Below are 26,788 nucleotides of genomic sequence, written 5' to 3'. Positions count from 1 at the left end.
GCTTGCTGCTGTTCTTGCGGTAGAACCGGCAACAAATAGTTCGATAAGCTTAGTTTGTTTGTACCAACTTAATCTACTCTTTCTCATATGGCTATCCTAGATTATTTTACTTATCTAGGACAGCCCCTAATTCAAAATCTACCCCCTCTATTCCTGATACTGCCATTATCGACAAAGTTTTCGTTGATAAATCAGCGCGTGTTCTACAATTATTAAGTGGTGACACTGTTATCAAGTCTTATCATATAGCGCTTGGTGGCAACCCTATTGGTCACAAGCAGCAGCAGGGTGATAAGCGTACCCCATCAGGTTCTTATACACTCGATTATAAGAATGAAAAATCCAAATTTTATCGCTCTATTCACATAAGTTATCCTAATGCGTCTGATAAGACACATGCTAAGAAGATGGGCGTCAATCCGGGCGGTGATATTATGATTCATGGTCAAAAGAACGGTTCTGGACATCTGGCGTCGGTCAATCAATTACACGATTGGACTGAGGGTTGTATCGCCGTCACTGATGAAGAGATGGATGAAATCATGGCGATGGTCAAGGTCGGTACCGCTATTGAAATCGTAGAATGAAAATCTTAAATAAGCGGTATCCGTAGATGCATTTTTTTCTAAAATTGAATGAATTATATATTGAGTGTAAGCACGATTTAGTGACTTGATTTCAAGCAATTAATATCATTGCTATTAATAAGGTTTTAGTGCTGAGTAGGTTGAAATTCCTCTCTATATACCGCATATATAAAGGCAGACGAAGGCAAGTAAACAGCATAAGTTCGCTGCCTGATGATATATAAATGATAAAAGGATACGACTATGAGATTTGAGAAATTTACCCAAAAACTGCAATCTGCCATTCAAGAAGCACAAAGTTTGGCGTTAGGGCGTGACCATACCGGAATAGACCCTGTGCATCTGCTTGCGGTTTTGCTACAAGATGAGTCTAACTTGTCCATTTGCCAACAAGCGGGCGCGTCTATCCCTGCGCTAAAAAATGGCGTGGCAAAGGCGCTCGACAATCAAGCAACGATTAGTGAGCCAACGGGTGACGTTAATCTAAATCCTAATTCAGTCAAAATTCTGAACTTGGCAGACCGCCAAGCACAAAAAGAAGGTGATGATTTTATCGCCACCGAATGGGTAATGTTGGCACTGGCTGAACAAGGCGATACCAAAAAGATATTTGAAAGTGCGGGTGTTACAGCCAATAAATTGAAAGTCGTGATTGAGCAATTACGCGGTGATGATACCGTGAATAATCAAAACGCTGAAGATCAGCGTGATGCCCTCAATAAATATACGATTAACTTAACGGAGCAAGCAGAGCTAGGTAAGCTTGATCCTGTGATTGGTCGTGATGAAGAGATTCGCCGTACCATTCAAGTACTGTCTCGCCGTACCAAAAACAACCCTGTGCTCATTGGTGAGCCAGGTGTTGGTAAAACGGCCATTGTAGAAGGCTTGGCTCAAAAAATTATCAATGGTGATGTACCAGAAGGTTTACGTCGCAAAGAAGTGCTGTCGTTAGACTTGGGTGCGTTAATTGCGGGGGCAAAATTCCGTGGTGAGTTTGAAGAGCGACTCAAAGCTGTACTGAGTGACTTATCGAAGCAAGAAGGCAACGTGATCTTATTTATCGATGAGCTACATACGCTAGTTGGGGCAGGTAAAGCAGATGGCGCGATGGACGCTGGGAATATGCTCAAACCAGCGCTTGCTCGTGGTGAGTTGCACTGCGTCGGTGCGACGACTTTAGATGAATATCGTAAGTATATTGAAAAAGATGCGGCGCTTGAGCGTCGTTTCCAAAAGGTATTGGTTGATGAGCCAACGGTCGAAGACACCATTGCGATATTGCGTGGTCTAAAAGAGCGCTATGAGCTTCATCATGGAGTCGATATCCAAGACAGTGCCATCATCGCTGCTGCTCGTATGAGTCATCGTTATATCACTGATCGCAAGTTACCGGATAAGGCGATTGACTTGATTGATGAAGCTGCCAGTCGCTTACGTATGGAGATGGACAGCAAACCTGAATCGCTTGGCAAACTCGATAGCCGTCTGATTCAGCTAAAAATGCAGCGTGAAGTACTCAAAAATGAAGAAGATGCTGGCGCGCAAGCAGAGCGTAAAGTGCTTGATGCACAAATCGAAGAGTTAGAGAAAGAATACGCTGATCTTAATGAGATTTGGCAAGCAGAAAAAGCTTTGGTCAAAGGCAGTCAGCAGCTAAAAGACGAGCTGGACAAAGCGCGTATTGCTTATGATAAAGCCAGTCGTGAAGGCGATTATGAGACCATGAGTAAGCTACAATACGAGACGATTCCGCAGTTAGAGCGCCGTATCCATGAGTCTGACTTGGCAGAGCAAAAAGAGCAGACTGGTGAAAATAGTGGTGTAAAACTGCTGCGTAACAAAGTCACGGATAATGAAATCGCTGAAGTCGTCGCGGCTGCGACGGGTATTCCAGTCAGTAAAATGATGCAAGGCGAGCGTGATAAAATGCTGGCAATGGAAGAAAAACTCCATGAGCGCGTCATCGGTCAAGATGAAGCAGTTGAAGCAGTAGCCAATGCGGTACGTCGTAGTCGTGCTGGCTTGTCAGATCCGAATCGTCCTTCAGGTTCATTCTTATTCTTAGGACCTACGGGTGTCGGTAAGACTGAGTTGACTAAGTCGTTAGCAAACTTCTTGTTCGATAGTGAGGATGCTATTGTACGTATCGATATGAGTGAGTATATGGAGAAGCACAGTGTCAGCCGCTTGGTTGGTGCGCCTCCAGGCTACGTCGGTTACGAAGAAGGTGGTGCCTTGACTGAAGCGGTTCGCCGTAAACCTTATAGTGTGATTTTGTTTGATGAAGTTGAAAAAGCGCATCCTGATGTGTTTAATATCTTGCTGCAAGTGTTGGATGATGGGCGTTTGACCGATTCACAAGGTCGCGTCGTAGACTTCAAAAACACCGTCATCATTATGACCAGTAACTTGGGCTCGCATAAAATCCAAGAAATGGTCGGCGAGAGCTACGAGGATATCAAAGCAGAAGTGATGGATTCAGTTGGACAGCATTTTCGTCCAGAGTTTGTCAACCGTATCGATGAGATCGTGGTATTCCATCCACTAGGTATGTCGCAGATGGCAGGTATTGCTGCGATTCAGTTAAACCGCTTACGTCAGCGTTTATATGAGCGTGAGTTAGATATCGAGTTATCAGCAGAAGCGATGAATAAGCTGGTTGCGGTTGGTTATGATCCTGTTTATGGCGCGCGTCCACTTAAGCGTGCCATTCAGCAAGAGATTGAAAACCCATTGTCATTGAAGCTGCTGGCGGGTGACTTTGTCGCTGGTGATATCATCAAAGTCGATGTCGGTGTGGATGATAAGCTGACATTTGATAAGCTTAGAATGAGCTAATCGTTCATTCTAGCCCTTGACCCGAAACTAAGCCCCTTATTTGCCCATTTTTTATACCGGCAAGTAAGGGGTTTTTACTTTGTGCGCCATCATTATTTTTACTCTTGCCATACTTAGATTATGTTATAAATAATCTAAGCTCTAATTATATAAATATAAAATTTATGGAGATAAAAGAATGATAATAATAAATAGGCAGTATAGGAGTAAACCATTAACGTTACCGATAATTATCACAGCATTACTGTTTAGTACTTCTGCTTGTTCAAATCAATCTGCCACTGATACCAATGCCGATTTGGCAAAATATCAAGAAGCTGAAACCTCAGTAGCGGATGTTGCAAGTACGGACAAACCTGCCTTTACCACAAAAGCCGTTGCCACCTTTGATGAGCCATGGGCAATGACTGCATTACCTATCGTTAGTAATAAACCATCAAAACTGCTTGTCACACAAAAGACAGGTGAGTTATTCATTGTTGATACGGCAACAGGTACTAAGACAGAAATCGCTAGCGTGCCTAAAGTCGCTTACGGGGGACAAGGCGGTCTTGGTGATATTATTCTTGCGCCAGATTTTGCTACCTCTAATAATATATATCTTAGCTACGTTGAAGCAGGCAAAACTGCTGATAGTAATAAATTTGGTGCAAAAGTCATCAAAGCTAAGCTGTCAGGTTTGGATACTGATAAGCCAAGTTTGCGGGAGATTGCTCCAATTTGGCAGCAGATGCCAAAGGTAGACGGGCAAGGGCATTACAGTCATCGCTTACTGTTTTCTCCTGATGGGCAATATTTGTATATTAGCTCAGGCGAGCGTCAGGAAAAAACCCCTGCTCAAGACATGACTGTCAATTTGGGCAAAATAATACGGTTAAATACTGACGGCTCGATGCCAATGGACAATCCATTTGTGAGTAATAATGACATCGCTGCTCAATTTTGGAGCATAGGACATCGTAATGTACTCGGGATGGCATTCGATAGTAAAGGGCAGTTGTGGGCGCATGAAATGGGTCCACGTGGTGGTGATGAGTTCAATCTGATTGAAAAAGGTAAGAATTACGGCTGGCCAATCGTATCAAATGGTCGCAATTATTCTGGTGTGGATATTCCTGATCACAGTACGCGTCCTGAGCTTGAAGCACCCAAAATCACATGGACACCAGTCATATCCCCTTCATCAATCAGTATGTATTCGACTGGTACACATGCTGATTTTCCTGCTTGGCAAGGTGATGCGCTGATAAGCGGTTTATCCTCTAAGGCATTGATAGTCGTTAATTTTGATGAAAATAATGGTGCGACTGAGCGCTATCGCTATGATATGGGCGAGCGTATTCGTAGTGTACTAGCCGTAGATGGGCAGGTTTGGGTGCTAGAAGACGGCAACGATGGTGATTTAGTGCAGTTGTTGCCGCAGTAGCAATTGATCTCCACTATCCTTTTTACTTAAGAAAGATTGAACGCTTCTAACGAAGTTGATAAGCGAATAAATATAGGAATTACTTGCTAAGTTTCTGAGGTTTTACGATATTGTGGTTTGCGTGACCAGAGAGTTTTGATTTATGTCTATCAATGAGAAAAGCGTAAATACTTAATTAAATTTGATAGTTGGCAGCTATCTTGTTAAGGTTACCTTCCTAAAAACTAAGGCTAACAAACAAATGGATCATGTAAAAGTTGGCAGGTTAGGCCCTTTTCCACGGGTGAGTAAACCTGTATTTATTACTTCAGCGTTACTTATCGTTGGATTTATCATCTTCGGTGCTTTCTTTACCGAGACCGCTGGCGCGCTATTTAGCTTTTTGCAGGACTTTATCACCGATAAGTTCGGCTGGATGTTTATTATATTAATGAACGTGGCACTGGTTTTTTGTATTTATCTAGCGGCAAGTCGTTACGGCGACATACGTTTAGGTCAACAAACAGAGAAACCGCAGTACAGTCTGTTTTCTTGGATTGGCATGTTGTTCTCTGCTGGTATCGGTATTGGACTGGTCTATTGGGGAACAGCTGAGCCCCTATACCACTTTATGGCACCGCCATTAGGTGAAGCTGTAACGGTAGAAGCTGCCAAGCAAGCTATGAGCATCTCATTCCTGCATTGGGGATTACATGCTTGGGCAATTTATACCATAGTGGCATTAGCACTGGCTTATTTTCACTTTCGCCGTGGACTGCCGCTATCTATCCGTTCGACGTTATACCCGCTAATAGGCGAGAAGATATATGGTCGCTGGGGTCATACAGTTGATATCCTAGCCGTATTCGGGACGATGTTTGGTGTGGTAACTTCCTTAGGTCTAGGGGTTATGCAGATCAATTCAGGTCTTGAAAACTTATTTGGTATACCAAATTCTTTAACCGTACAGTTTATTATTATTGCTTTTGTGACTGCATTGGCATGTGGCTCATTGATGCTCGGTCTTGATAAAGGTATCAAGCGCTTAAGTGATATCAATATGGGTTTTACGGGTGTGCTCTTAGCCTTTATGGTCATTTTAGGGCCAACCTTATTCATTTTTGATAGTTTTATAGAAAACATCGGTAATTACATCGTTGCTATGGTGCCATTATCAACATGGGGCGAAGCTTATAGTAATACCGATTGGCAGAGTGGTTGGACGATCTTCTACTGGGCATGGTGGGTAAGTTGGGCACCATTTGTAGGCGTATTTATTGCCCGTATCAGTCGTGGTCGTACTATCCGTGAGTTTGTATTGGGTGTGCTGTTGATTCCGATGGTCATTTTGTTCTTCTGGTTCACTACTTTTGGTGGTGTCGCTATCCATATGGAGCTTTTAGCGGCGCTTGATCCGGCTATGGCCAGTCCAGGATTGGTAGAAGCGGTGCAAGCAGATACGGGTAGCGCTATTTTTAAATTGGTTGAGTACTATCCATTTGCAAAACCAATTACTTTTCTTATCGTGATTATGATTGTCTTATGGTTCGTGACCTCATCGGATTCAGCAAGTTTCGTGATCGACATGTTGACGGCTGGTGGCGATACCAACCCACCCAAGATCCAACGTTTATTTTGGGCGTTGATGGAAGGTTTGATTGCCGCTATATTGTTAGCAGCAGGCGGACTAGGCGCATTGCAAGCCGCAGCTATTGTGGCTGGACTGCCATTTGCTTTGGTGATATTTGTCATGATGTATGCGTTACTTCGTGGCTTAAGTCGAGATCGATTGATACTGTATCGAGCTCAACAGCACTTTATTACCGAAGAATCTGCAGATCATAATTCAGCCAATGAGTTTACAGATGAGCATTTGTTGAAAGGCCCACCTAAAATTGTAAAGGGTGATTAATCAACGCGATGCTGATTAATAGTCATGAATTAGGGCTTAGATAAGCAAGCTGTGATTAAGCGAAGAAAGATCAAGAGTGTGCTGACAGTCGTTTCATTCAATGATTGGCAGCTCACTATATCTGTTTATTATTTATTAAAAAACGATAAAATACTTGTAATATCAAATCCTAAGATGCATGGTTATCTTAGGATTTTTTTATTTGTTGACCAATAGCAAGGTTATAAAGTGTCTGATTTGATTTGATAGTTGTGTAATATCTTGTTAAGGTGAGCCCCTTCAAAAACTGAGACGACTAAATGGATCATGTAAAAGTTGGCCGCTTGGGCCCTTTTCCACGGGTAAGTAAACCTGTGTTCTTAACTTCAGCACTATTGATTTTGGCATTTATTATATTTGGTGCTTTTTTTAATGAGCAAGCTGAACTGGTATTTGGTCATGCCAAAGCATTCGTGTCTTTGCGCTTTGGCTGGTTCTTTATTGTGGTGGTCAATTTAACGCTGGTGATGAGTATTTACATGATATTCAGTCGCTATGGCGATATCAGACTTGGTCATCAGAACGAGAAGCCTGAGTATAATATAGTCTCTTGGATTGGTATGCTGTTTTCAGCTGGCATCGGTATTGGACTGCTCTATTGGGGCACCGCTGAACCCTTGTATCATTTTATGGCGCCGCCATTAGGAGAGCCCGAGACGATCGCAGCCGCCAAGCAAGCAATGAATATCTCGTTCCTACATTATGGCCTACATGTATGGGCACTCTACGGCATGGTTGCTTTGTCATTGGCGTATTTTCACTACCGAGTGGGCTTACCACTGGCCATCCGCTCGACACTTTATCCTATATTGGGTAAAAAAATCTATGGTGGTTGGGGTCATACGGTCGATACGCTGGCGGTATTTGGGACGATGTTTGGGGTAGTGACCACGTTAGGTCTTGGGGTATTGCAGATTAACTCAGGTCTTGAGACGTTATTTGGTATTCCCAATAATATTACAGTGCAAATTATATTGATTGCCTTAATCACTATGCTGGCTGGTCTATCTCTGTTTATGGGGTTAGATAAAGGGATTAAGCGCTTAAGTGATACCAATATATTATTTACTGTGATATTGCTCAGTTTTGTGATCATTTTAGGACCGACTCAATTTATCTTTAATAGTTTTGTAGAAAATATCGGTAATTACTTACATGAGATTGTACCATTAGGTCTTTGGACAGAGTCTTATAACGGTGAAGAAAATTGGCAAGCCTCATGGACGATTTTCTATTGGGCATGGTGGATAAGTTGGTCGCCTTTCGTTGGGGTATTCGTGGCTCGTATCTCTCGTGGTCGTACGATTCGTGAATTCATATTGGGAGTGTTGTTAATTCCTATTACCATATTGTTCTTATGGTTTACCGCTTTTGGTGGTTCAGCCGTTAATATGGAGCTAATGGCGGCGGCGGACCCCAATATTGTCAGTCCTGGCTTGATCGAGGCCGTCCAAGCAGATACTGGCAGTGCCATCTTTAAGTTGATGGAGTCTTATCCGCTAACATCGGCTGTGAATTTGCTCATCGTGGTGATGATTGTTCTTTGGTTTGTCACGTCATCGGATTCAGCCAGTTTCGTCATCGATATGTTGACCTCAGGTGGTGATGCCAATCCACCGAAAATTCAGCGCTTATTTTGGGCGGGCACCGAAGGTGTTATCGCAGCGGTACTATTGGCAGCAGGTGGCTTGAGTGCCTTACAAGCGGCTTCCATTGTTTCAGGCTTTCCTTTTGCGATAGTGATAGTCGTAATGATGTATTCGCTACTACGTGGCTTAAGTCGTGACCGTTTGATACTGTATCGCAATCAGCAATGGTTTGTCACCGAGGAATCTGCTGAGCACAATTCAGCCAATGAATTTCGTGATGAAGACTTGCTCACAGGTCCACCTGATATTGAAAAGCCTGAAGGTTAAGAGTTTTTTAGACAATGTTTAAATAATACTTAAGCTGAAAAATAACTCAAAAAGCCCCAGCTTTATTATAAGTTGGGGCTTTTTAATTTCTACTGATATATCTATAGTCAATCCACTATAAATCAAACACAATGCTACTGGGATAAGTTTTGCGCTGCCTCTGTCTGCGCGGGCACCGCAAGCAAGAAAAATTTATAAGAGTTACCAGAGGTAGGATGTAAACTACACACATTGTCCTTTTACATAACCGACTGCAGAGGTAGTACCACATGCTGAACAGGCGTTGCCCGCAGTACGATAACTGACACCTGATTGGTTTTTTACAGTGACACAGACAGGATCATACTGTGCGGTACACATGGTTTGCTCAGGATTAAAAGGCGGGCATTTATTGAAAGGATTGTTAATTGAGCCTTGATTACTGCTAGCACTGTGGTCTTTGTTGTTTTCAGTGCTATGAATAGGCGGCTCAGAATGGGTGCTGATTGGAAGATTATTACAACCAGATAATGTGATGGCTACTGAGAGCCCTAGTATTGACAGCCACGGTTTAGATAAATGATTCATAATGATGTTTCCTTATAAATAGCGCTCGATAACTTCCTGTTATCAACAGTCAACGACAACCATATCAGAAATAGAATGATACAAATGGATAGTAACTTATTTAGGGGAGGTCATCCACATCATCATATGATAAGTACAAAATAAAATCGAGAAATTATACATGTATATAGCTATACTACTGCTATGTATTTTGCTCAATGCGTGAGAAAAGCTGCAAAAACTTCATAGCAATAGCATTGTTGGCTTTAATAGCTTTCTATCATTTACAAGCAAATAAAAACCCCAAGCTTAATAGTAAGCTTGGGGTTTTTTATTTGCTCAAAGATAATTTCTGCCATTAAAGGTGCTCAGATAAATATCTTTAACCAAGCATAACCGTTTTATTTAGCAGGCTTATCATCTTGATTAAGCTGAATGTATTTATCAAAGTTCTGCGCATAATCAGTCAAGTTGTCGCTCAGCATTTGGCGATATTGTTTGGTATAAAATTCGACAATATCATCCTTTTCTTTGGCAAAATCATCACCCTTTACAAAGCCGATCGAGGCGACCGATGCGCTATAACGTGCTGCGGCATAAAGCAGTGACGCACCTACTTGACCGGAATGCGCCTCAGGACCTAATTGACTGTTTGCTACACCAATAATGGCATCAGCACGTTGATAAAACGACTGCATTTCAGGGGTGATTTCAAGACTTGCATCAATCTCATTGTTTTGAGCATTCTCTTGAGACATAAACGACTCCTAATAATGGTAGGTAAATTTAAATGTATCACAGCAGTCTAATAACTGGATAATATAATAGGTACAAAAAGGGTTTTAGCAAAAATTTTATAAGCCAGCATCTGCTTTTAAAATCTCAGCTTTGTCAGTTTTTTCCCACGTAAAGGCGGTTTCAGAACCTTGGCGACCAAAATGTCCAAAACTAGCGGTTTGCTGATACATCGGCTGCAATAAATTCAGCATACGGGTGATACCATACGGACGTAAGTCAAAATGCGTACGAATCAAGCTAATGATTTCATCGTTGCTGATTTTGTTAGTACCAAAAGTATTAATCGAAATAGAAGTCGGTTCAGCAACGCCAATGGCATAGCTTACTTGTACTTCACAGCGATCGGCAATACCAGCAGCGACGATGTTTTTAGCCACGTAACGCACCGCATAAGCCGCACTGCGATCGACTTTTGAGGGATCTTTACCACTAAATGCGCCGCCACCGTGACGCGCCATACCGCCATAAGTATCAACAATAATCTTACGACCGGTCAGTCCTGCATCACCAACAGGACCACCGATGACGAATTTGCCAGTCGGGTTGATATGATAACGTGTACCAGCATGTAGTAGCTCTGCTGGGAGTACTTGTTTGATAATTGACTCCATGATCGCTTCTTGTAAATCGGCTTGCGAGATACTTGGATCATGCTGCGTAGATAAGACGACCGCGTCAATAGCAACAGGTTTATTGCCATCATATTTAAGCGTGACTTGTGCTTTGGCATCCGGACGTAACCAAGGTAGTTCACCTGCGCGGCGCAACTCCGACTGACGCTCCATCAAGCGATGAGCATACTCGATAGGGGCAGGCATCAATACTTCAGTCTCATTACTAGCATAACCAAACATCAAACCTTGGTCACCAGCGCCTTGTTCTTCAGGGTCAGCGCGGTCAACACCTTGGGCAATCTCAGGCGATTGTTTACCAAGCATATTGATAACCGCACATGTCTCGCCATCAAAACCCAAGTCTGAATGATGATAACCAATGCCATTAACCGTATCACGCACGATACGCTCAACGTCGATATTTGCCGTGGTAGTTATTTCACCTGCCAATACGACAGCGCCAGTTTTGACTAGGGTCTCACATGCCACGCGTGCATGTAAATCTTGCCGTAAGATGGCATCAAGGATAGCGTCTGAGATTTGATCAGCCATTTTGTCAGGATGACCTTCGCTCACAGATTCTGAGGTAAATAAGTTGTATTCGCGCATAATAGGATCGCTTAATTGAATCAATAAAGATAGGAAAAAGCATAACGTCTGGGCGCTGCTTTAATTGGTATTGGCCAAACAATGTATTGCTTGGTGTTTAATTGGTACTACTTAATTCACTTATTCATAAATGCATGTGTTATATAAATTTACATAAGGCACAGATTTCTATAAATCATATGGGGTCAGGCTAAGAGAGCGATAGCTTTACGTTGTACTATATCGAATTATTAACTGACAACGTGCTTGAAGCTGTCGCCAATCATACGTCTATCAACTGATTATCAGCAGGATCAAAAATATGACGTACTTGCCTAAAAATACGCTTATTCTAACTCGAAACGCAATAAAACTCTAGTGAGCTGCGCTCGTTCTATTATAAGTAATGCGCAATCATGACATTATTATAATTTAGCATAAGTATATTGATCGATAGGCTTTGCGATCATTATCATCTGCTCGCATTACAACTCTAAAAATACTGCTTTATCTTTAAACATACATTCATCATAAACAGGACAAGCACCGCATTTTGGGGTGCGAGCCTGACAAGTATAGCGCCCGTGCAAAATCAAGTAATGATGAGCATCAACGATAAAATCATCGGGGATACGTTCGACCAGTTTCTTCTCAACGATTAAGACGTTTTTGCCAGTAGCAAGTCCCGTACGATTACCCACTCGAAAAATATGGGTATCAACCGCCATCGTCGGCTGTCCAAAGGCTGTATTTAGAACTACATTCGCCGTCTTGCGCCCGACACCTGCTAGAGACTCTAAGTCTTTTCGGTTATCAGGGACGGTGCTATCAAATTTTTCAATCAAGTCACGGCAAGTTTTGATGACGTTTTTGGCTTTGGCATTAAACAAGCCGATATTCTTAATATAGGATTTCAAACCTTCTTCGCCTAAAGCGAGTATTGCCTCAGGCGTATTCGCCACCGGATAGAGTTGATTGGTGGCAATATTGACGCTGACATCAGTCGCCTGCGCTGATAATATGACTGCGATAAGCAGCTCAAAGTTACTTTTATAATTGAGCTCAGTCACTGGCTCATCAATCGTCGCTGCCAACTTCTCAAAAAATGGACGCACATCACGGTTGGGCATGCGCCTCGATGGCGGAGTATCAGCTGTTTTATGTTTGACGGTTTTACTCATGGTATTTTTATCATTGTTTTGTTCATTGCTTATTCAGAATAGATATTGGCTATTAAAGTTGTACAAGCTCAGCTTTTAATTCATTCAACTCTGCTTGTGTGTTTTCATTGGGACGTACGCTAAGCTGCTTTTCTAGCTTCTTAATTTTACTACGCAGCTTTGCCGCTGCAATAGTGTTTTTTGCTTGAGTTTCACTGATATTTAACGACTGACTGGCGGCATTATTCAGTTTTGCCTCCACCATGCTTACCACGGGTCTACTATTGCTGCTATCCGCAAGTTGCTTGCTGACACGATTCAAATGGGTATGATAACGCTGTCTCAAATCCTCTTGCTCAAGGGTGCGCTCAGGTGTCGACAGCGTGCGCTCAACCGTGACCAAATCGATGCAGTCAACAGGGCAGGGCGCTATACATAATTCACAGCCTGTGCATAAATCCGTAAAAATAGTATGCATATGCTTGCCAGTACCAACGATGGCATCAACAGGGCAGGCGGGAATACATTTGGTACAGCCAATGCAATCATCTTCACGAATAACGGCGCGCACTTCAACAGGCCGCTGCGAAGTAGCATCTAACGGCCATTTTGAAGGTTCAGCGCTTAGTGTTGGCATATCAGCATCGATAATCTGCGCGATAGTATTCGCCACTGGCTGACCACCCGGTACACACTTATTATGTGGCTCACCATCCATCACGATAGCAACTGCATAAGGTAAGCAACCATCAGCATAGTCGCATAGACCGCACTGTGTTTGCGGTAGGCTGCCATCAATGCGCGCAATTTTTTCCTGAACATCAGCAGGCAATGTTTCTATCTTTAGCGAATCGAATAAGATTGGCAGATTGGTTAAACGGATATGATTGCTGTTTTTATTCATGGTGCTTTGCATTTAATGTAAAACCTTTATATCAGTGCTAGATGCTGATATTAAAATAAATAGGATAATAGTGGTAAGGATAAATGCCGAATGAGGCGTTGATATGATAGATTAAAGCAAAATACCTTCCTCATTGGCAATTTGCGCAATCAGCTCATAAGCAATGCTACCTTTAAAGGGTATTTTTGGCAGCTTTGATAGATCAAAAAAATCTGCATGTGATAGCTCATCTTCTTGTATAACGATATCGCCATCTGCATAAGATGCTCGAAAGCCCAACATCAAATTAGACGGAAACGGCCATGGCTGACTGTTTACATAGCGAATATCGGACAAGCTAAGCCCCACTTCTTCTGCCACTTCGCGTACCACAGCATGCTCTAGACTTTCACCTACTTCTACAAAGCCTGCAATCAAACCGTATAGTAACGGTTGGGTCGACTGTAATAAGTGAGAGGCTGTTTTTTGCTGACCGTAACGATGATGATGAGCCAATAAAATTTGCATTTCACCCGTTTGCGGGTTGGGTCGAGTAATGGCGGTAATGACGCAGGGCTGTACACGCGGATACTGACGCAATCGACAAACGTCACAAACCATAGCACGCTCACCGCATTTGGCAGCTACCGTGCGTGCCGCGCAGCGACTACAAAACTGTGTATCTACTTGCCAACGAAGTAGTTGTATGGCTTGGCTAAGCTGTGCAGCTAATGTTATGGGCAGGTGCGTGATAAGCTGTCGATAAGGTATAAAAGTGTTAATACTGTTCTCTACATTGCTAATAACGCTACTATCCAAGTCACTACTTGTTAATTCATCACTGTCTAAAATACTGGGTAAGGCGATATTATGTGCTATTGCATAATCATAAGTGATAGCGCGGCTTGCTTGTACAGTGACAGCATTAGCGTTATCAGTATCATCTACATCACTCGGCAGCCAGCTATTGGGCGCTAAGCTATCAAATAATGTAACCTGTCCTAATTGATAAGCTTGCTCATTACTGATATTAAAGTGTGCTAGCTCAACCTGTAAAGGCCACCAGCCATTAGGCGTTTGACGACATAAGATCGTTTCATCAGATAGGACAAAGGCGCAGATCATCATATAGGTTTCCAAACGGTCAAAGACAAGCTCATATCAGCTTGTCTTTATATAAAAATTTACATAAATGATTAAGCGGCAAGCAATTGGCTTAAGCTATGCTGCCCAACATCCAATGCTTGCTTGCTGACAGGGCGATTGTTCTCGAAACCGTCTAGATGATGGTCAACTGCCATGATAACATCAGCAATATAAGCTAAGGTGCCATCATCGATACGATTACCACTATTGATACGTTGCTGTAAATAATTTGCCAATTGACTGAGCATACTGGCAGGCGTTGGCAATTGCAAGAAGCGCACAGCACCGCTTACTTGACGCAGCATTTCAGGGGTATTTTGAATATTAAGAATATCGCGCTCAGGCTCCGCAAGGTAATCATTGATTGCTTGTTCAGCACTGGCAATTGCCGTACGACTCTCTTCTATCAAGGTATCATAGGCGGTATTCAGCTGATGTAGTGAGATATGAGGATTGTTCAACGGCAGATAAATTGCACCTGGAGTATGCATCTCAGCCATGGCGATGGTCGCGTTTTCTGCATGCATGAGTGCCAATAATAAATGATCAAAATCTTCTGGAGTAGGCGAGCGCCATGTGCTGACGGCTTCTGACGCTTTAATCAGGCTATTGGCGGCATTAGATAGACCAAGAAGATGCAACGCAGAGCTTAAAGTAGTGAGTTCTTCAATAATTTGCGAGGTCTGCATATCGACTGGATTGATTGAGTCACCACGGGCATAGCTGTCGACATTTTCTTTAATCGTATTGATTTGAGTCTGGATAATGATATTCAAAGTGTCCGTCAGCTCACGGTTTGGACCAAACAAGAAGCGCTCCATCTGCTGACGTTGTGGATCTTCTAAACGGTTGGCGGCGTATTGCTCGCGCAGTATTTTTGCCGCTTCAGTATCACGTTGTCCGGCAAAACTGACCAAATCAGCAAAACGCGTATCCATGACAGGCAAATAGTTTTGGAACTGCTGCTCAACATAAATAAGCGTGTGCTTTTGACTGACATTAAGCGGCAGGATGGCTGCGATATCAGTGACCGCAGCGGACGCTGCTTGCCAAAATAGACTGCTGGTATTTTTCGCTATCAAAGCACAAGCAGCTGACATAGCATCCAATTTTTGCTGATCATCTTGATTGATGTTGCCATCCCGATTGATCAAAGTAACGCCAAGCCCACTACGATAAGCATAGGTCAGTAGCTCTTGATCAAGGTTGAGCTCATTTAGCGGCTGAAAATTCTTTTCAGGATTGGCGATAATAACGCTACTATTACCAAAAGTAGAAAAATAATCAGCAGCAATAGGCGCTATTTGGCTATGAGCATTCAGCTTATTAATAATAGGTAGTAATAAAGTAGGCTCTATCGACTCAGTCAGCAGCACAAACTCAACATAACGATCAAGCGTCATGATCGCTTCGGACAGATCCATGATTAAGTCAATATTGCTGTTGTCGCCACTGTCATAAAGCTGTTGTAAACCGTGTACAATCGCATTATTGAGTGACTCTGCACCCACCAAAGATATCAGCTCAAAAATACAAGAGAGCTGTTTTAATACAATAATAGAGTCTAATAATAATGGCGCTTGGCTATTGTCGTCATTAAATTCGCCCAAATGAATCTCAGTATCTTTAAGTATGACCTTGACCTCATCGTGCAATAAGTGCAGCGATGGCAAATTAAAGTCAGTAACACTAAGCGTTGGCGCGGTCAATTTTATTTGCGTAGAGTGGTTCATAATTATTTTTTCCATAAGATACTGACGAAAATAGCAAATAGTTAGAGAGTAAATTAAAAAATAGCGCTAGATAAGGTTTTACTTTTTATCGTTATAATAATCAAGACTATATTCTCTAATCGCCAATATAAGAAGCGATTTTAATGTCTGTTACATTTTGGCTTTCAGCTCAGGATAATCTTCTGCGAGAGACGCATACCAGCTTTGATTGGCGCCCTCATCAGTACTTGACTCAAGCAATAAAGCCGCTAAATTGGCAAAGCTAGCATGGGCTGTGTGTCCGCCATCCGCTTGCGCGTCATCCTCAATGCCTAGCGTTACTTGTCCGCCAGTCATCGCCAAATATACTTCTGCTAAAATCTCTGAATCTAGTAATGCCCCGTGAAAGGTACGGTCTTGCTTGCCCACGTCTAAACGACGTACGAGAGCATCAAGAGTATTTTTCTGTCCAGGATACTGCTGCTTTGCCATGACCAGCGAGTCGGTCACTTTTACTCGCTCAGCAAAGTCATGCATGCCAACTTTGGCAAACTCCATATTTAAGAAATTCATATCAAACGAGGCATTATGAGCGATGACTTCTGCACCATCCATAAAGTCATAGAGCGACTGCGCGACTTGGTCAAAGGTTGGTTTGTCCGTTAAAAACGCTTCAGAAATACCGTGAATTCGAATAACTTCTTCATCCATACCGCGCTGTGGGTTGATATAGACGTGGAGCTTTTCGCCGGTGAACTTGCGTCCAATCATCTCTACAATACCGACTTCGATAATGCGATCGCCTTTTAGCGGATCAAGACCGGTGGTCTCCGTATCCATAATGAGCTGACGATCTGATTGGTGACGGTTTATTGGCTTGGGTAGCAGCGGTATAAAATACGGATTGGCACGGCTGGTATCACCATCAAATTTTGGCGTATCTGCTTCAACATTGGTAACCATGTTGGACGCATGGTTATTGATGCTTATGTCAATCAAGGGCGTCTGGGCGTCTGGCATTTCTATAGCACTCATTGAATTGGTGGCATTGTACGGACTAATATTTTCTTCAGCGAAAGCATGAGTATTTATTACATTGTCATTATAACTTTGATTCTCTAGTAGTTCGGCATCAAGCTCATCATCCATCATATCAAAACCTAATGGATCAAAATTCAGCCAATCATCACTGGTTGACGGCTTTTTATCAGCTGTTATTTGCTCTTTTTTTTTAATGTTATCTTGAGCCTCTATTATCGAATATTCACTACGTGAGGTCACACCTAGGTTCGCAAGCTCATCCGCTTTTTCATTGCCAGCATGTCCAGCATGACCTTTGACCCAATGCCAATCAACATCGCGTTTCTGGCAGAGCTCATCGAGTCGCTGCCATAGGTCTTGATTGGCGACGGGTTTTTTACTGGCCGTTTTCCAGCCTCTTTTTTTCCAACCTTCAATCCACTCAGTGATGCCTTTTTTGACATAACTTGAGTCTGTCCAAATCTCGAGTTTTTGCTCATGCGGGCTATGGGTCAATGCTTGTATCGCACCCATCAATTCCATACGATTATTGGTTGTTTCTTTATCACCGCCATAAAAATCCTGCGTCCGTCCGTCGCTAAATATCAGATGAGCGCCCCAGCCACCAGCACCAGGATTGCCTTTACACGCGCCATCTGTGTAAGCAACCGTAGTGTCTGCTTTGGCAGCCAATGGGTTTATGGCATTACTGGTGTTAAATGGTTGCGCTGCGCTGCGATTTTCTAACATAAAAATTTACTGACCTAATAGAGAATAAATACAGGATATAGCGAAGCGATTTCACTGATATATTGGAGGCTGATTTTAGCTACCTATGTTGGAATTGAGTATAACAAATCCAGCGTTAATAGGGGCAATTGCCATGCACAAAAAACCAAAAACAGATATCCTAATAGTAAGCTTATCGTTTTCTGTTAAAATAGAGCGGTTGTAAGGATATGTCTAGCCAGACATTAACTATAATTTGCTTAACTAAAGCTTTCAATGCTCGAATTCAGGATTACCCTATGATGTCCTTAGCCTCAAAATCTTCTTCTAAAAACCTCAGCCATTTGATGATTGCGATGGCTGCGAGCAGTATGCTGCTTTTGAGCGCTTGTAATGATAGTAATACTCAAGCGGATACCAAAAAGGTTGAGAAGGTAGCAGATTTATCTATCTTTGAGGGCTGTTATACCGTCAGTCATGATGAGCCGGCGCAAATAAAAGTCAGCCAACAGGGCGGCGCATGGGTCATGCAGATGAAAGAGCCTGCAAGTGCCAAACGTGTTTGGGATGATGCTGAGCCGTTAGAGGTGATTGAAAATAGCGACATACCACAGTTTTTCTCTATTGATCCTGATAATGTCGATGCGGTGATTGGTCGTCCAGATAGAGTGTTGGTATTAGCTCATGTTAAGCCTGTTTATGCCAATATCGATCCGCTACTTGATAGTGAGTACTTGTCTTATATCTATAAAGGGGCAAACACTATTTACCGAGTCGAATGTGATGACGTTAATACTGATATTTTGTCCAATCCTCATGCCAATATTGTCATTGATAATGTTAAAGAGACTATTTAGTTAGGTATTATCAGTCAATATTACATACCTGTTATTTATGATAAAAAGTGCTTTTTTATCAATACAATTTTGTTATAAACCGTCGTATCATTAGAGTTAGGCAATATGAATTTTTTTAGTTATGTGGTGTTGGGTGGGTTTTCGTATGCGGCTGGTTGGGCGATAAGAACCTATGTATTAAACAAAAACCCCGAACCTGAGCAGCCTTACAATCTTAAGCATCCAGCTATCTTGGCGTATTTGGGCGGGTTCTTTATTGTTATGCTGATTGTCTCATGGCTAATCGGTCGCTACGTACTTGGGCACGCCAGCATTGATGTGCCATTTATTATCATAAACAGTCTAGTTGCAACCTTTGTCTATTCGTTCGGTCTTAATCCAGAAAAAGCCCGTTATGATGTGCCGGATTAATGGTTTTTTGCACAAGTAAAATTAATAGAGATATTGTTATTCTCATATAAAGACACGGTCAATGTATACCTCATTGACCGTGTCTTTCTCACAATTACTATATTAAGTTATGCTAGGTATATCACTTAATATAGATGACTAAATAGCTATGTCGACTTTTTAGTATCTACCTTATCGTCTTCCGCTTTAGACTCTTCGTCTTTATCTGCTTTTGCCGTACTTTTATTTTTATCTTTGAGCTTTTTATTAGTAGGCTTTGAGTCTTTATCTTTAGATGCGCTTTGTTTATCCTTCCAAGTTTTGTATTTCAACAAATCCTTTTCCATGAGCTTAAGACAGAATTTTAGTACCAAGGCATCATCGATTTGACCGATAAAAGGGATAAAGTCTGGAATAAGATCAATAGGGTTTATAACATAGAGCAGACCAACCACTGCCGCTGAAATAGTTTTATAAGGGATATTACGATAGTTACCTTGATAATAATCTTTAACTAAACTCATGAGCAGTAGCAAATCCTTGGCATAACGCTCAAGGCCGCGACCATTTTCAAGTTGGTCATTTATTTTGTCTTCTTTACCCAAGATGATTCTAATACTATCCATTAGGCTTTTATTGTCTTTCTCTTTGTCAGCCATGCTTATGATCCTTTTGTATTAGTAAATATTTATGGTTTATTGCGATTAATCATTCTTTACTATAACAAGAGTAGCGATTTCTTCCAAATAAGACGATGGGTGATTCTGTATTGTTTTGTTGACTAGCCTAACAATGGGTTGAGCTACCCTAGACAATCTTAAACCAAATTGCCGTCTCAACTTCCGTTATAATGCAATGTTTCAAAGATAAAGGCTTAGCGCATGTTAAATGAAATCGCGTGCATTTAAACCATCAATGCTAAATAAGTATCCTTGTTAAACAAGCATTAACTGAATAGTACAAAAGGTAAAATAATGACCAAGATATCTTCTGGACTTAATCGTCGTCAATTCTTATGTCAAGTCGGAATCAGCGCAGGGGCAGGGCTGTTAGCGACCCAAAGCATTACTCAAGCGCTGGCTGCTAATACGACTGAGCAAGATAACAGCACGCAACTGACCAAAGATGATCTGCCATCAGGACAAGCACAACAAGCAGCGCCCGAAACATTGCAGGCGCAAACGAGTTGTATCACGCCAAATATTGAGACGCGGCTTTTTGCCAGCTCTAATGTCGGTGGTAGTGACGAGCGTAATGAATTGGCGTTAGATCGCATGGCTTGTGCGGGTTTTAAGGTGGACAATCCTACGATTACTAAGCGCCAATATTTGCGTTTTGCGGGTACGGATTCGCAGCGCGCGAGTGATTTGCAAAACATCGCTACGGGTGCGATCGCAGCACCGAAATTGCTACTTGGTGTACGCGGTGGCTATGGTGCTGTGCGTTTATTGCCGATGGTGGATTGGTCGACGCTGGGACGTATTATGAAGGAGCGCGGCACGATACTCGCAGGCTTTAGTGATGTGACCGCTATTCAGTGCGCATTGCTGGCAAAGGGTGATATGAGTTCGCTTGCTGCCCCAATGCTTTATAGTGAGTTTGGCAAAACCAAACCCGACCAAGTCAGCTGTCGACAATTTGCGGAAGCACTAACCAATCCTAATTTGGCTATCAATATACCAGATGCGTCTTTAACCAGTCCAAATTTACCGAGTATCTTGGCAAGCTCTGAGCCAAAAACGATAACGGGCACTATTTGGGGTGGCAATCTAAGCGTGGTGTCAGCACTGGCAGGCAGTGAGTATTTGCCACGAATTGCTGGCGGGATTGTATTTTTAGAAGATGTCGGCGAGCAAGCCTATCGTATTGAGCGCATGCTGTATGATTTGTATTTGGCAGGCGTATTTAAAGATCAGCAAGCCATCGTGTTTGGCGCGTTATCGGGTAGCGGTGAGGACAGCTATGACAAGCGTTATGATGTCGCCACCGTGATTCGTCAATTGCATAAGCTGACAGGGCTACCGATTTATAGTGGCATGCGCTTTGGTCATATTGGTCAGAAACACAGTTTTCCACTGGGGGCGACGTGCCAGCTTAGCGCCAATACAGTCGGTGGCTATCAATTGGCATTTAGCGATTATCCCACTATTAAGTCGGACGCCATTCATGTCGAAGGCTTGTGGCAATAAAATTTAGGTCTATAGTCGAATCTAAATAAATCAGATACGTAACTATCAAGTCGCTCAATGAAAAGTTATTTTTCTTGCGTGCTGTGCCTACGCCGACAGATGCTGCGGAAAACAACTTTTCGTCTCGCTGTATCGTTTTTATATCGAATTAATTATATAAAATTGTTGCTGTGATAAATTTGTTGCAGCAACGTATTACTTTCAAAAGACATCTACTATGAAGTTAGATTGCTAAGCGTGAAAATTTATCCTGATATTCTTTCGGGGTCAGTTCAGTAGCGCGTTTAAAAAGCCTAGTGAATGAGGAAATATCATCGTAGCCAACTTGCTCCGCTAGCGATTTTATCGTCACATCGCCCAATTCAAGTAAGCGCTTTGCCTGCTCAATTCTAACTGCTTGAATATACTCAATCGGACGCATCGCCACGCAGGATTGAAAGCGTCTGTTTAAGGTACGTGGGGTGATATTTACCATGGCTGCCAAATTGCTCACCTGCATAGGTTGTTTGAAGTTTTCTTCGATAAACTCTTGTACTTGCTTAACCAGCTGATCTGAATGTGGTTTATGCAACGTCACATTGGTATAGCTGTTTTGGTTGCCTCTTTTACTATCAATAATCTGGGTTTTTGCCACTTGGGTAGAAATCTCACGCCCGCAATACCGCTCGATTAATAGCAATCCCAAGTCATAAAAGGCGCTACCACCTGCCGCACAAAATATATTGCCTGATTGGTGTGCTGAATCACTTTTTGGCTGGCTTTTTGGCTGGTTCTTTGATTGAGTGACAAATTGATTTTCTTGCAAATCAACCAGTGGAAAATCTGCCTTAAACTTACTGGCATAGCCCCAATGAGTGGTCGCTACTTTGCCATCGAGCAAGCCTGCTTTTGCCAAAAAGAAAGCCCCGCTACAATTACTAGCGATATCCGCCTTGGTATTCGCCAGTCGCTTTATATGCGGAATTAACTCACTATTTTGGCTCAATACTTTATCAATTGAATCGCCAATGGTTGGAATTAATAGTAAGTCGCACTCTGTGACTTCTTGAATATCGCAATGCGCTCGCATAATTAAACGGTTGCTGCATCTGATATCCGCGCCACCTAAGCTTGCAATCTGCACGTCAAACCTTGGTTCTACTGCCTCATCCAAAAACCGTTGCCAGCTGACGCCAGTAAACGAAAATAAATCTAACGCCCCAGCGAGCACACTGCCGAGCACGCCATCGAAGCCAACGATAATCACTTTAAACGGTTTGAAGTAGGGCAAAATTTGGCTTCCTTTAAGTGTATGCAAATTTATGGCTGATATTCACCAGCCGCACGATACGTAATTTGAAATTCACTCACCATAGGTTAGAGAGGATGTCTTATTTGACCATAATTATGTCATAAATGACAATACGGCAAGGCGTTAAATTAGATTAATATCAATGAATCACCAAATTTAATGAGTTAACGAGAATACTATGGCAGCAGATACGCTTATCAACGACTTTGAGTTACCGTTCCAACTATATGATGTATTGGGCACTGAACATTTAACCGAGCATCCGAAGTTTGCAGAACACAGCCGCGAAACCTTCGATGCAGTATTAGACACTGCCAATAAAATCGCGACCAATTTATTCCTGCCCCATAACCATGTGGCAGATAAAAACGAGCCACAGTTCGATGGCAAAAAAGTCAGCATGATAAGTGACGTAAAAGTCGCCTTTGATGCGTTCCGCGAGTCGGGCTTCATCGCTGGTCGTTATAGCTTTGACGATGGTGGCATGCAATTACCCGAAACGGTTATGACCGCAGTGGCAGGCTATTTTATGGCGGCCAACCCATCAACGACAGCTTATCCATTTTTGACCACGGCGGCGATTAATGTCATCTCACATTTCGCCAGTGATGAGATTAAAAATGCCTTTATGCCGCGTATGCTAACGGGTGAATTTACTGGCACCATGGCGTTAACCGAGCCGCATGCTGGCTCATCGCTTGCCGATATCAAAACTACCGCCGTTAAACAAGATGATGGTTCTTATCGCGTAAAAGGCAGCAAAATTTACATTTCAGGTGGCGATCATGAACTGTCTGACAATATTGTGCATTTGGTCTTAGCCAAAGTGCCGGGCGGTCCTGGTGGTGTCAAAGGTATCTCTTTATTTGCCGTGCCGAAGTATCGTCTGAATGATGATGCATCGGCTGGCGAGCGCAATGACGTCCATTTAACGGGTCTTATTCATAAGCTGGGCTATCGAGGCGCGACTTCTACCGCATTAAGCTTTGGCGATGCAGGCGAGTGCTATGGCTATCTTATCGGCGAAGAGCATTTCGGCTTGCGTTACATGTTTAAGATGATGAATGAAGCACGTATCGCGGTTGGCTTTGGCGCAGCAATGATTGGCTATCGTGGTTATCAATACTCGCTCGATTACGCCAAAGACAGAACGCAGGGCAGAATTGCACCGAATAACAAACCTGAAGATGCAGCAACAGCGATCATTCAGCATGGCGATGTGAAGCGTATGTTGCTGGCGCAAAAAGCCTATAGCGAGGGCGGCATATCACTGTGTTTATATGGCTCAAACCTGATCGACCGTATCAATACTTGTGAAGATGCAACACTAAAAGCTGAGCTATCAGAACTGCTGGATTTATTAACCCCAGTATTAAAAGCATGGCCCTCTGAATATGGTCCCAAAGCCAATGATTTAGGCATTCAAGTATTGGGCGGTGCAGGCTATACGCGCGAGTATCAAGCCGAGCAGTTTTGGCGTGACAATCGTCTTAATCCCATTCATGAAGGCACAAATGGTGTGCAAGCCTTAGATTTGTCATTCCGTAAGTTATGGCAAAACAAGGGTCTTGGTATTCAAATTCTAAAACGTGAAATTACCCAAGACTTAGAGAGCATTACCACGCCCGAGACTGCTAAACTCGCCGGTAAATTGATGCCTTATATGGGTCATTTGCATGAAGTATTGGTGCATTTAAGCAAAATCCTGCAAACGGAAAAAGCACTAACGCTGACTGGCAACGCGCAAGCATTGATGAATATCTTTGCCTCTATCGTGGTCAGCTGGATTTGGATTCGCCAAGCTAGCAAAGCGGAACAGTTGTTAAGTGATACAACCGACATTGAAAAGCAAAACTTCTATCATGGCAAACTACAAGCAGCCAAATACTTTATCGATTGGGAATTGCCGTTAATCAATCGCGATATCGAACTGCTAAATAATGACAATGCGGTATGTACCAATATGCAAGCAGAATGGTTTTAAGTAATTGTTTGGAATGTTTTCAACATAACAACATGCCTGAACAATACGACTAATGTGATGCTGGGATGAATTTTTCGAAGCCTCTGGAGTGCAAAGCGCACAGCAAGCGAGAAAAATTTATCCTAGAAGAACGCTTTTTAATATATTTGGCTTATTTTGAATAAACTCTTTTTAAGCAAACGATACCAATGGCTTTTTATAAAAATTTAAAGGAATAAATAATGACAACAATGAATAAGCAGTGGCGTTTAAAAGAAAGACCTGTTGGCGCACCGAGTGCGGAGACTTGGGATTATACTGAGTCAGAACTACCGACTATCACAGACGGTCAGTTACTGATAAAAATTGAATATATCTCGATGGATCCAGCGATGCGTGGCTGGTTAAACGATGCCAAATCTTATATCGAGCCGGTACAGATTGGTGATGTCATGCGTGCGGGTACCGTGGGCGAAGTCATTGAAAGTAAGCATGAGAAGTTTGCCGTCGGCGATTATGTCTGTGGTCATAATGGCGTGCAGTCGTATGCGGTCAGTGATGGTACTGGGTTATACAAAGTCGATCCAAACCTTGCACCCTTATCTTATTACTTAGGCGTGCTCGGTATGCCAGGTATGACTGGTTACTTTGGCTTATTGAAAACAGGTGAGCCAAAAGCTGGCGAGACAGTCGTTGTTTCTGGTGCTGCGGGTGCGGTCGGTGGCTTGGTTGGACAAATTGCCAAACTAAAAGGCTGCCGAGTCGTTGGCATCGCGGGCGGTGCTGAGAAATGTAAATTCTTAGTCGATGAGTTGGGTTTTGATGCTGCGGTAGATTATAAGAATGAGGATGTCAAAAAAGGCTTAAAGCAAGCCTGTCCAAACGGGGTAGATGTCTTCTTTGACAACGTAGGCGGCGATATCTTAAATGACGTCCTTACCCAAATTAATCTGCGCGCGCGTATCGTGATTTGCGGTGCGATTAGCCAATATAACAACACCACAGCGGTAAAAGGGCCGTCAAACTATCTGTCATTATTGGTCAATCGTGCCCGTATGGAAGGCATCGTTGTCTTTGATAATATTAAAGAGTATCCAATCGCGATGAAAGAGATTGCTGGCTGGATTCAGTCAGGTGATATGAAAGTAAAAGACCATATCGTTGAAGGTATCGAGACTTTCCCAGATACCCTGATGATGCTCTTTAAAGGTGAAAATTTCGGCAAACTGGTACTTAAGGTAGAGGGATAAATCATGACACTGAATACAAATGGAATTGCATCAGACGTAGCCAGTAACGTTTCTGGTAAACGAATTTTAATCACAGGCGGCGCATCTGGCATCGGTGCGGCTAGCGCGTTATTGTTAGCCAGTCGCGGTGCGAAAGTCGTCATCGGTGATATGGCAGAAGAAATGGGTGCTGCGGTTGCTAAGCAAGGTCAAGACGCTGGCAACAGTATTGTCTTTAAAAAGGTCGATGTGACGAGTGGCGACGAAGTGCGCGCGTTGTTTGCCTTTGCCATGGAAACGCTGGGTGGTCTTGATGTCGTGGTAAATAATGCGGGCATCGATCATCAGCCTGCACCGATGCATGAGCTAAGTGATGATGATTTTGACCGTAATATTGCCGTTAATCTAAAAGGCGTCTGGCATTGCATGCGTGCGGCTGTTACTTGTATGGCAGCCAATGGTGGCGGTCACGTGATTAATGTGGCATCCATCGCAGGACTTCGTTCTGCACCATTACTGTCAGCGTATAGCGCTGCGAAGCATGGCGTGATGGGACTGACCAAGTCTGCTGCTCATGAATATGCGCGCGTCAATATTCGCTTTAACGCCGTCTGCCCAAGCTTTATTGACACCCCTATGGTACAAAATACCATGGCGAAGATGGGCGAGCGCGCGCAAAAAGCAACAATTAATGCCAGCCCGCTACGCCGTTTAGGAACAGTTGATGAAGTATCCGGCGCGATTGCATGGCTTGCGAGCGATGAAAGCAGCTTTATGAATGGTCATGCGTTTACCCTTGATGGTGGCATGTTGGCTTAATAGTCAAATAACTGCTAAATCATTACGGTGTTAGCCTCGCTCGATGTACTATGCGTACTATCTACACTCGGCTGCCTTGTAATGGATTTGCAGTTTTTCGACTATAATTTATTAAGTATCTAGGATAAAAGGCTGAATAGCTAATTCAAAATAT

Annotated in this window: 21 protein-coding genes and 1 pseudogene; 11 read left to right on the top strand and 11 right to left on the bottom strand. The window is 42.8% G+C overall.

The features are described 5' to 3' along the window. A pseudogene (locus FQ082_RS07540) lies at positions 1–87 on the bottom strand (IS1595 family transposase); the annotation flags it as partial. Between FQ082_RS07540 and FQ082_RS07535 the strand changes: the two are divergent. The 5 genes from FQ082_RS07535 (at position 72) to FQ082_RS07515 (ending at position 8,700) form a co-directional block, all read left to right on the top strand. After that, positions 72–587, top strand: coding sequence for a murein L,D-transpeptidase family protein (locus FQ082_RS07535; RefSeq protein ID WP_316621910.1), 516 nt, complete (start codon positions 72–74; stop codon positions 585–587). The pseudogene FQ082_RS07540 and the gene FQ082_RS07535 overlap by 16 nt on opposite strands. A gap of 243 nt (positions 588–830) precedes the next feature. After that, positions 831–3,428, top strand: coding sequence for an ATP-dependent chaperone ClpB (gene clpB / locus FQ082_RS07530; protein ID WP_149492631.1), 2,598 nt, complete (start codon positions 831–833; stop codon positions 3,426–3,428). A gap of 178 nt (positions 3,429–3,606) precedes the next feature. Further along, positions 3,607–4,854 (top strand): PQQ-dependent sugar dehydrogenase, encoded by a 1,248-nt coding sequence (locus tag FQ082_RS07525; protein WP_149492630.1) that lies wholly within the window; start codon positions 3,607–3,609, stop codon positions 4,852–4,854. Positions 4,855–5,095: 241 nt separating this feature from the next. Next, positions 5,096–6,745 (top strand): BCCT family transporter, encoded by a 1,650-nt coding sequence (locus FQ082_RS07520; protein WP_149492629.1) that lies wholly within the window; start codon positions 5,096–5,098, stop codon positions 6,743–6,745. Positions 6,746–7,044: 299 nt separating this feature from the next. Further along, positions 7,045–8,700, top strand: coding sequence for a BCCT family transporter (locus FQ082_RS07515; protein ID WP_149492628.1), 1,656 nt, complete (start codon positions 7,045–7,047; stop codon positions 8,698–8,700). 222 nt (positions 8,701–8,922) lie between these two features. Here the strand turns inward: FQ082_RS07515 and FQ082_RS07510 are convergent, their stop codons facing one another. From FQ082_RS07510 to dnaQ, 8 genes are all read right to left on the bottom strand, one after another. After that, positions 8,923–9,267 carry a hypothetical protein gene (locus tag FQ082_RS07510; protein WP_020443128.1) on the bottom strand — a complete coding sequence of 115 codons (345 nt, stop codon included), beginning with the start codon at positions 9,265–9,267 and terminating at the stop codon, positions 8,923–8,925. Between the two features lie 380 nt (positions 9,268–9,647). After that, a complete protein-coding gene (locus tag FQ082_RS07505) occupies positions 9,648–10,004 on the bottom strand; it encodes a DUF3144 domain-containing protein (protein WP_149408735.1) in 357 nt (118 codons plus the stop codon). A 96-nt stretch (positions 10,005–10,100) separates the two neighbouring features. Then, positions 10,101–11,267 carry a methionine adenosyltransferase gene (gene metK, locus FQ082_RS07500; RefSeq protein ID WP_133105351.1) on the bottom strand — a complete coding sequence of 389 codons (1,167 nt, stop codon included), beginning with the start codon at positions 11,265–11,267 and terminating at the stop codon, positions 10,101–10,103. 464 nt (positions 11,268–11,731) lie between these two features. After that, positions 11,732–12,427 carry an endonuclease III gene (nth, locus tag FQ082_RS07495; protein ID WP_149492627.1) on the bottom strand — a complete coding sequence of 232 codons (696 nt, stop codon included), beginning with the start codon at positions 12,425–12,427 and terminating at the stop codon, positions 11,732–11,734. A 52-nt stretch (positions 12,428–12,479) separates the two neighbouring features. Beyond that, positions 12,480–13,322, bottom strand: a complete 843-nt coding sequence (locus FQ082_RS07490) for an RnfABCDGE type electron transport complex subunit B (protein ID WP_149492626.1) — start codon at positions 13,320–13,322, stop codon at positions 12,480–12,482. Positions 13,323–13,421: 99 nt separating this feature from the next. Next, positions 13,422–14,417, bottom strand: a complete 996-nt coding sequence (nudC, locus tag FQ082_RS07485; protein WP_149492625.1) for an NAD(+) diphosphatase — start codon at positions 14,415–14,417, stop codon at positions 13,422–13,424. 68 nt (positions 14,418–14,485) lie between these two features. Then, complete coding sequence (locus FQ082_RS07480) at positions 14,486–16,168, bottom strand: hypothetical protein (RefSeq protein WP_262498179.1); 1,683 nt, start codon at positions 16,166–16,168, stop codon at positions 14,486–14,488. Positions 16,169–16,318: 150 nt separating this feature from the next. Beyond that, complete coding sequence (gene dnaQ / locus FQ082_RS07475) at positions 16,319–17,917, bottom strand: DNA polymerase III subunit epsilon (RefSeq protein ID WP_149492623.1); 1,599 nt, start codon at positions 17,915–17,917, stop codon at positions 16,319–16,321. A gap of 278 nt (positions 17,918–18,195) precedes the next feature. On the opposite strand from dnaQ, the gene FQ082_RS07470 reads away from it, so the two are divergent. Next, the gene (locus FQ082_RS07470; protein ID WP_133105357.1) at positions 18,196–18,753 is read left to right on the top strand and encodes a hypothetical protein; all 558 of its coding nucleotides are present in this window, start codon (positions 18,196–18,198) and stop codon (positions 18,751–18,753) included. 105 nt (positions 18,754–18,858) lie between these two features. After that, the gene (locus FQ082_RS07465; RefSeq protein ID WP_149492622.1) at positions 18,859–19,164 is read left to right on the top strand and encodes a hypothetical protein; all 306 of its coding nucleotides are present in this window, start codon (positions 18,859–18,861) and stop codon (positions 19,162–19,164) included. Positions 19,165–19,310: 146 nt separating this feature from the next. Here the strand turns inward: FQ082_RS07465 and FQ082_RS07460 are convergent, their stop codons facing one another. Next, a complete protein-coding gene (locus FQ082_RS07460; protein ID WP_149492621.1) occupies positions 19,311–19,802 on the bottom strand; it encodes a YkvA family protein in 492 nt (163 codons plus the stop codon). Positions 19,803–20,117: 315 nt separating this feature from the next. Between FQ082_RS07460 and FQ082_RS07455 the strand changes: the two genes are divergently transcribed. Further along, entirely contained in the window at positions 20,118–21,332 is a 1,215-nt protein-coding gene (locus tag FQ082_RS07455) for an LD-carboxypeptidase (protein WP_149492620.1), read from the top strand. Positions 21,333–21,555: 223 nt separating this feature from the next. Here FQ082_RS07455 and FQ082_RS07450 read toward each other — a convergent pair whose 3' ends face one another. After that, on the bottom strand, positions 21,556–22,602 hold the full coding sequence (locus FQ082_RS07450) for a GlxA family transcriptional regulator (RefSeq protein WP_149492619.1): 1,047 nt from the start codon (positions 22,600–22,602) through the stop codon (positions 21,556–21,558). Between the two features lie 199 nt (positions 22,603–22,801). Between FQ082_RS07450 and FQ082_RS07445 the strand changes: the two genes are divergently transcribed. From FQ082_RS07445 to FQ082_RS07435, 3 genes are all read left to right on the top strand, one after another. Beyond that, on the top strand, positions 22,802–24,607 hold the full coding sequence (locus tag FQ082_RS07445; RefSeq protein ID WP_149492618.1) for an acyl-CoA dehydrogenase: 1,806 nt from the start codon (positions 22,802–22,804) through the stop codon (positions 24,605–24,607). 221 nt (positions 24,608–24,828) lie between these two features. Then, the gene (locus tag FQ082_RS07440; RefSeq protein ID WP_010198539.1) at positions 24,829–25,836 is read left to right on the top strand and encodes an NADP-dependent oxidoreductase; all 1,008 of its coding nucleotides are present in this window, start codon (positions 24,829–24,831) and stop codon (positions 25,834–25,836) included. A 3-nt stretch (positions 25,837–25,839) separates the two neighbouring features. After that, entirely contained in the window at positions 25,840–26,634 is a 795-nt protein-coding gene (locus FQ082_RS07435; protein ID WP_133105364.1) for an SDR family NAD(P)-dependent oxidoreductase, read from the top strand. Positions 26,635–26,788 lie beyond the last annotated feature (154 nt).

Origin of the sequence: Psychrobacter sp. ANT_H56B (assembly GCF_008369245.1) — a bacterium.
Lineage (GTDB): Bacteria > Pseudomonadota > Gammaproteobacteria > Pseudomonadales > Moraxellaceae > Psychrobacter > Psychrobacter cryohalolentis.
This window is presented reverse-complemented; position numbering and strand designations above follow the sequence as displayed.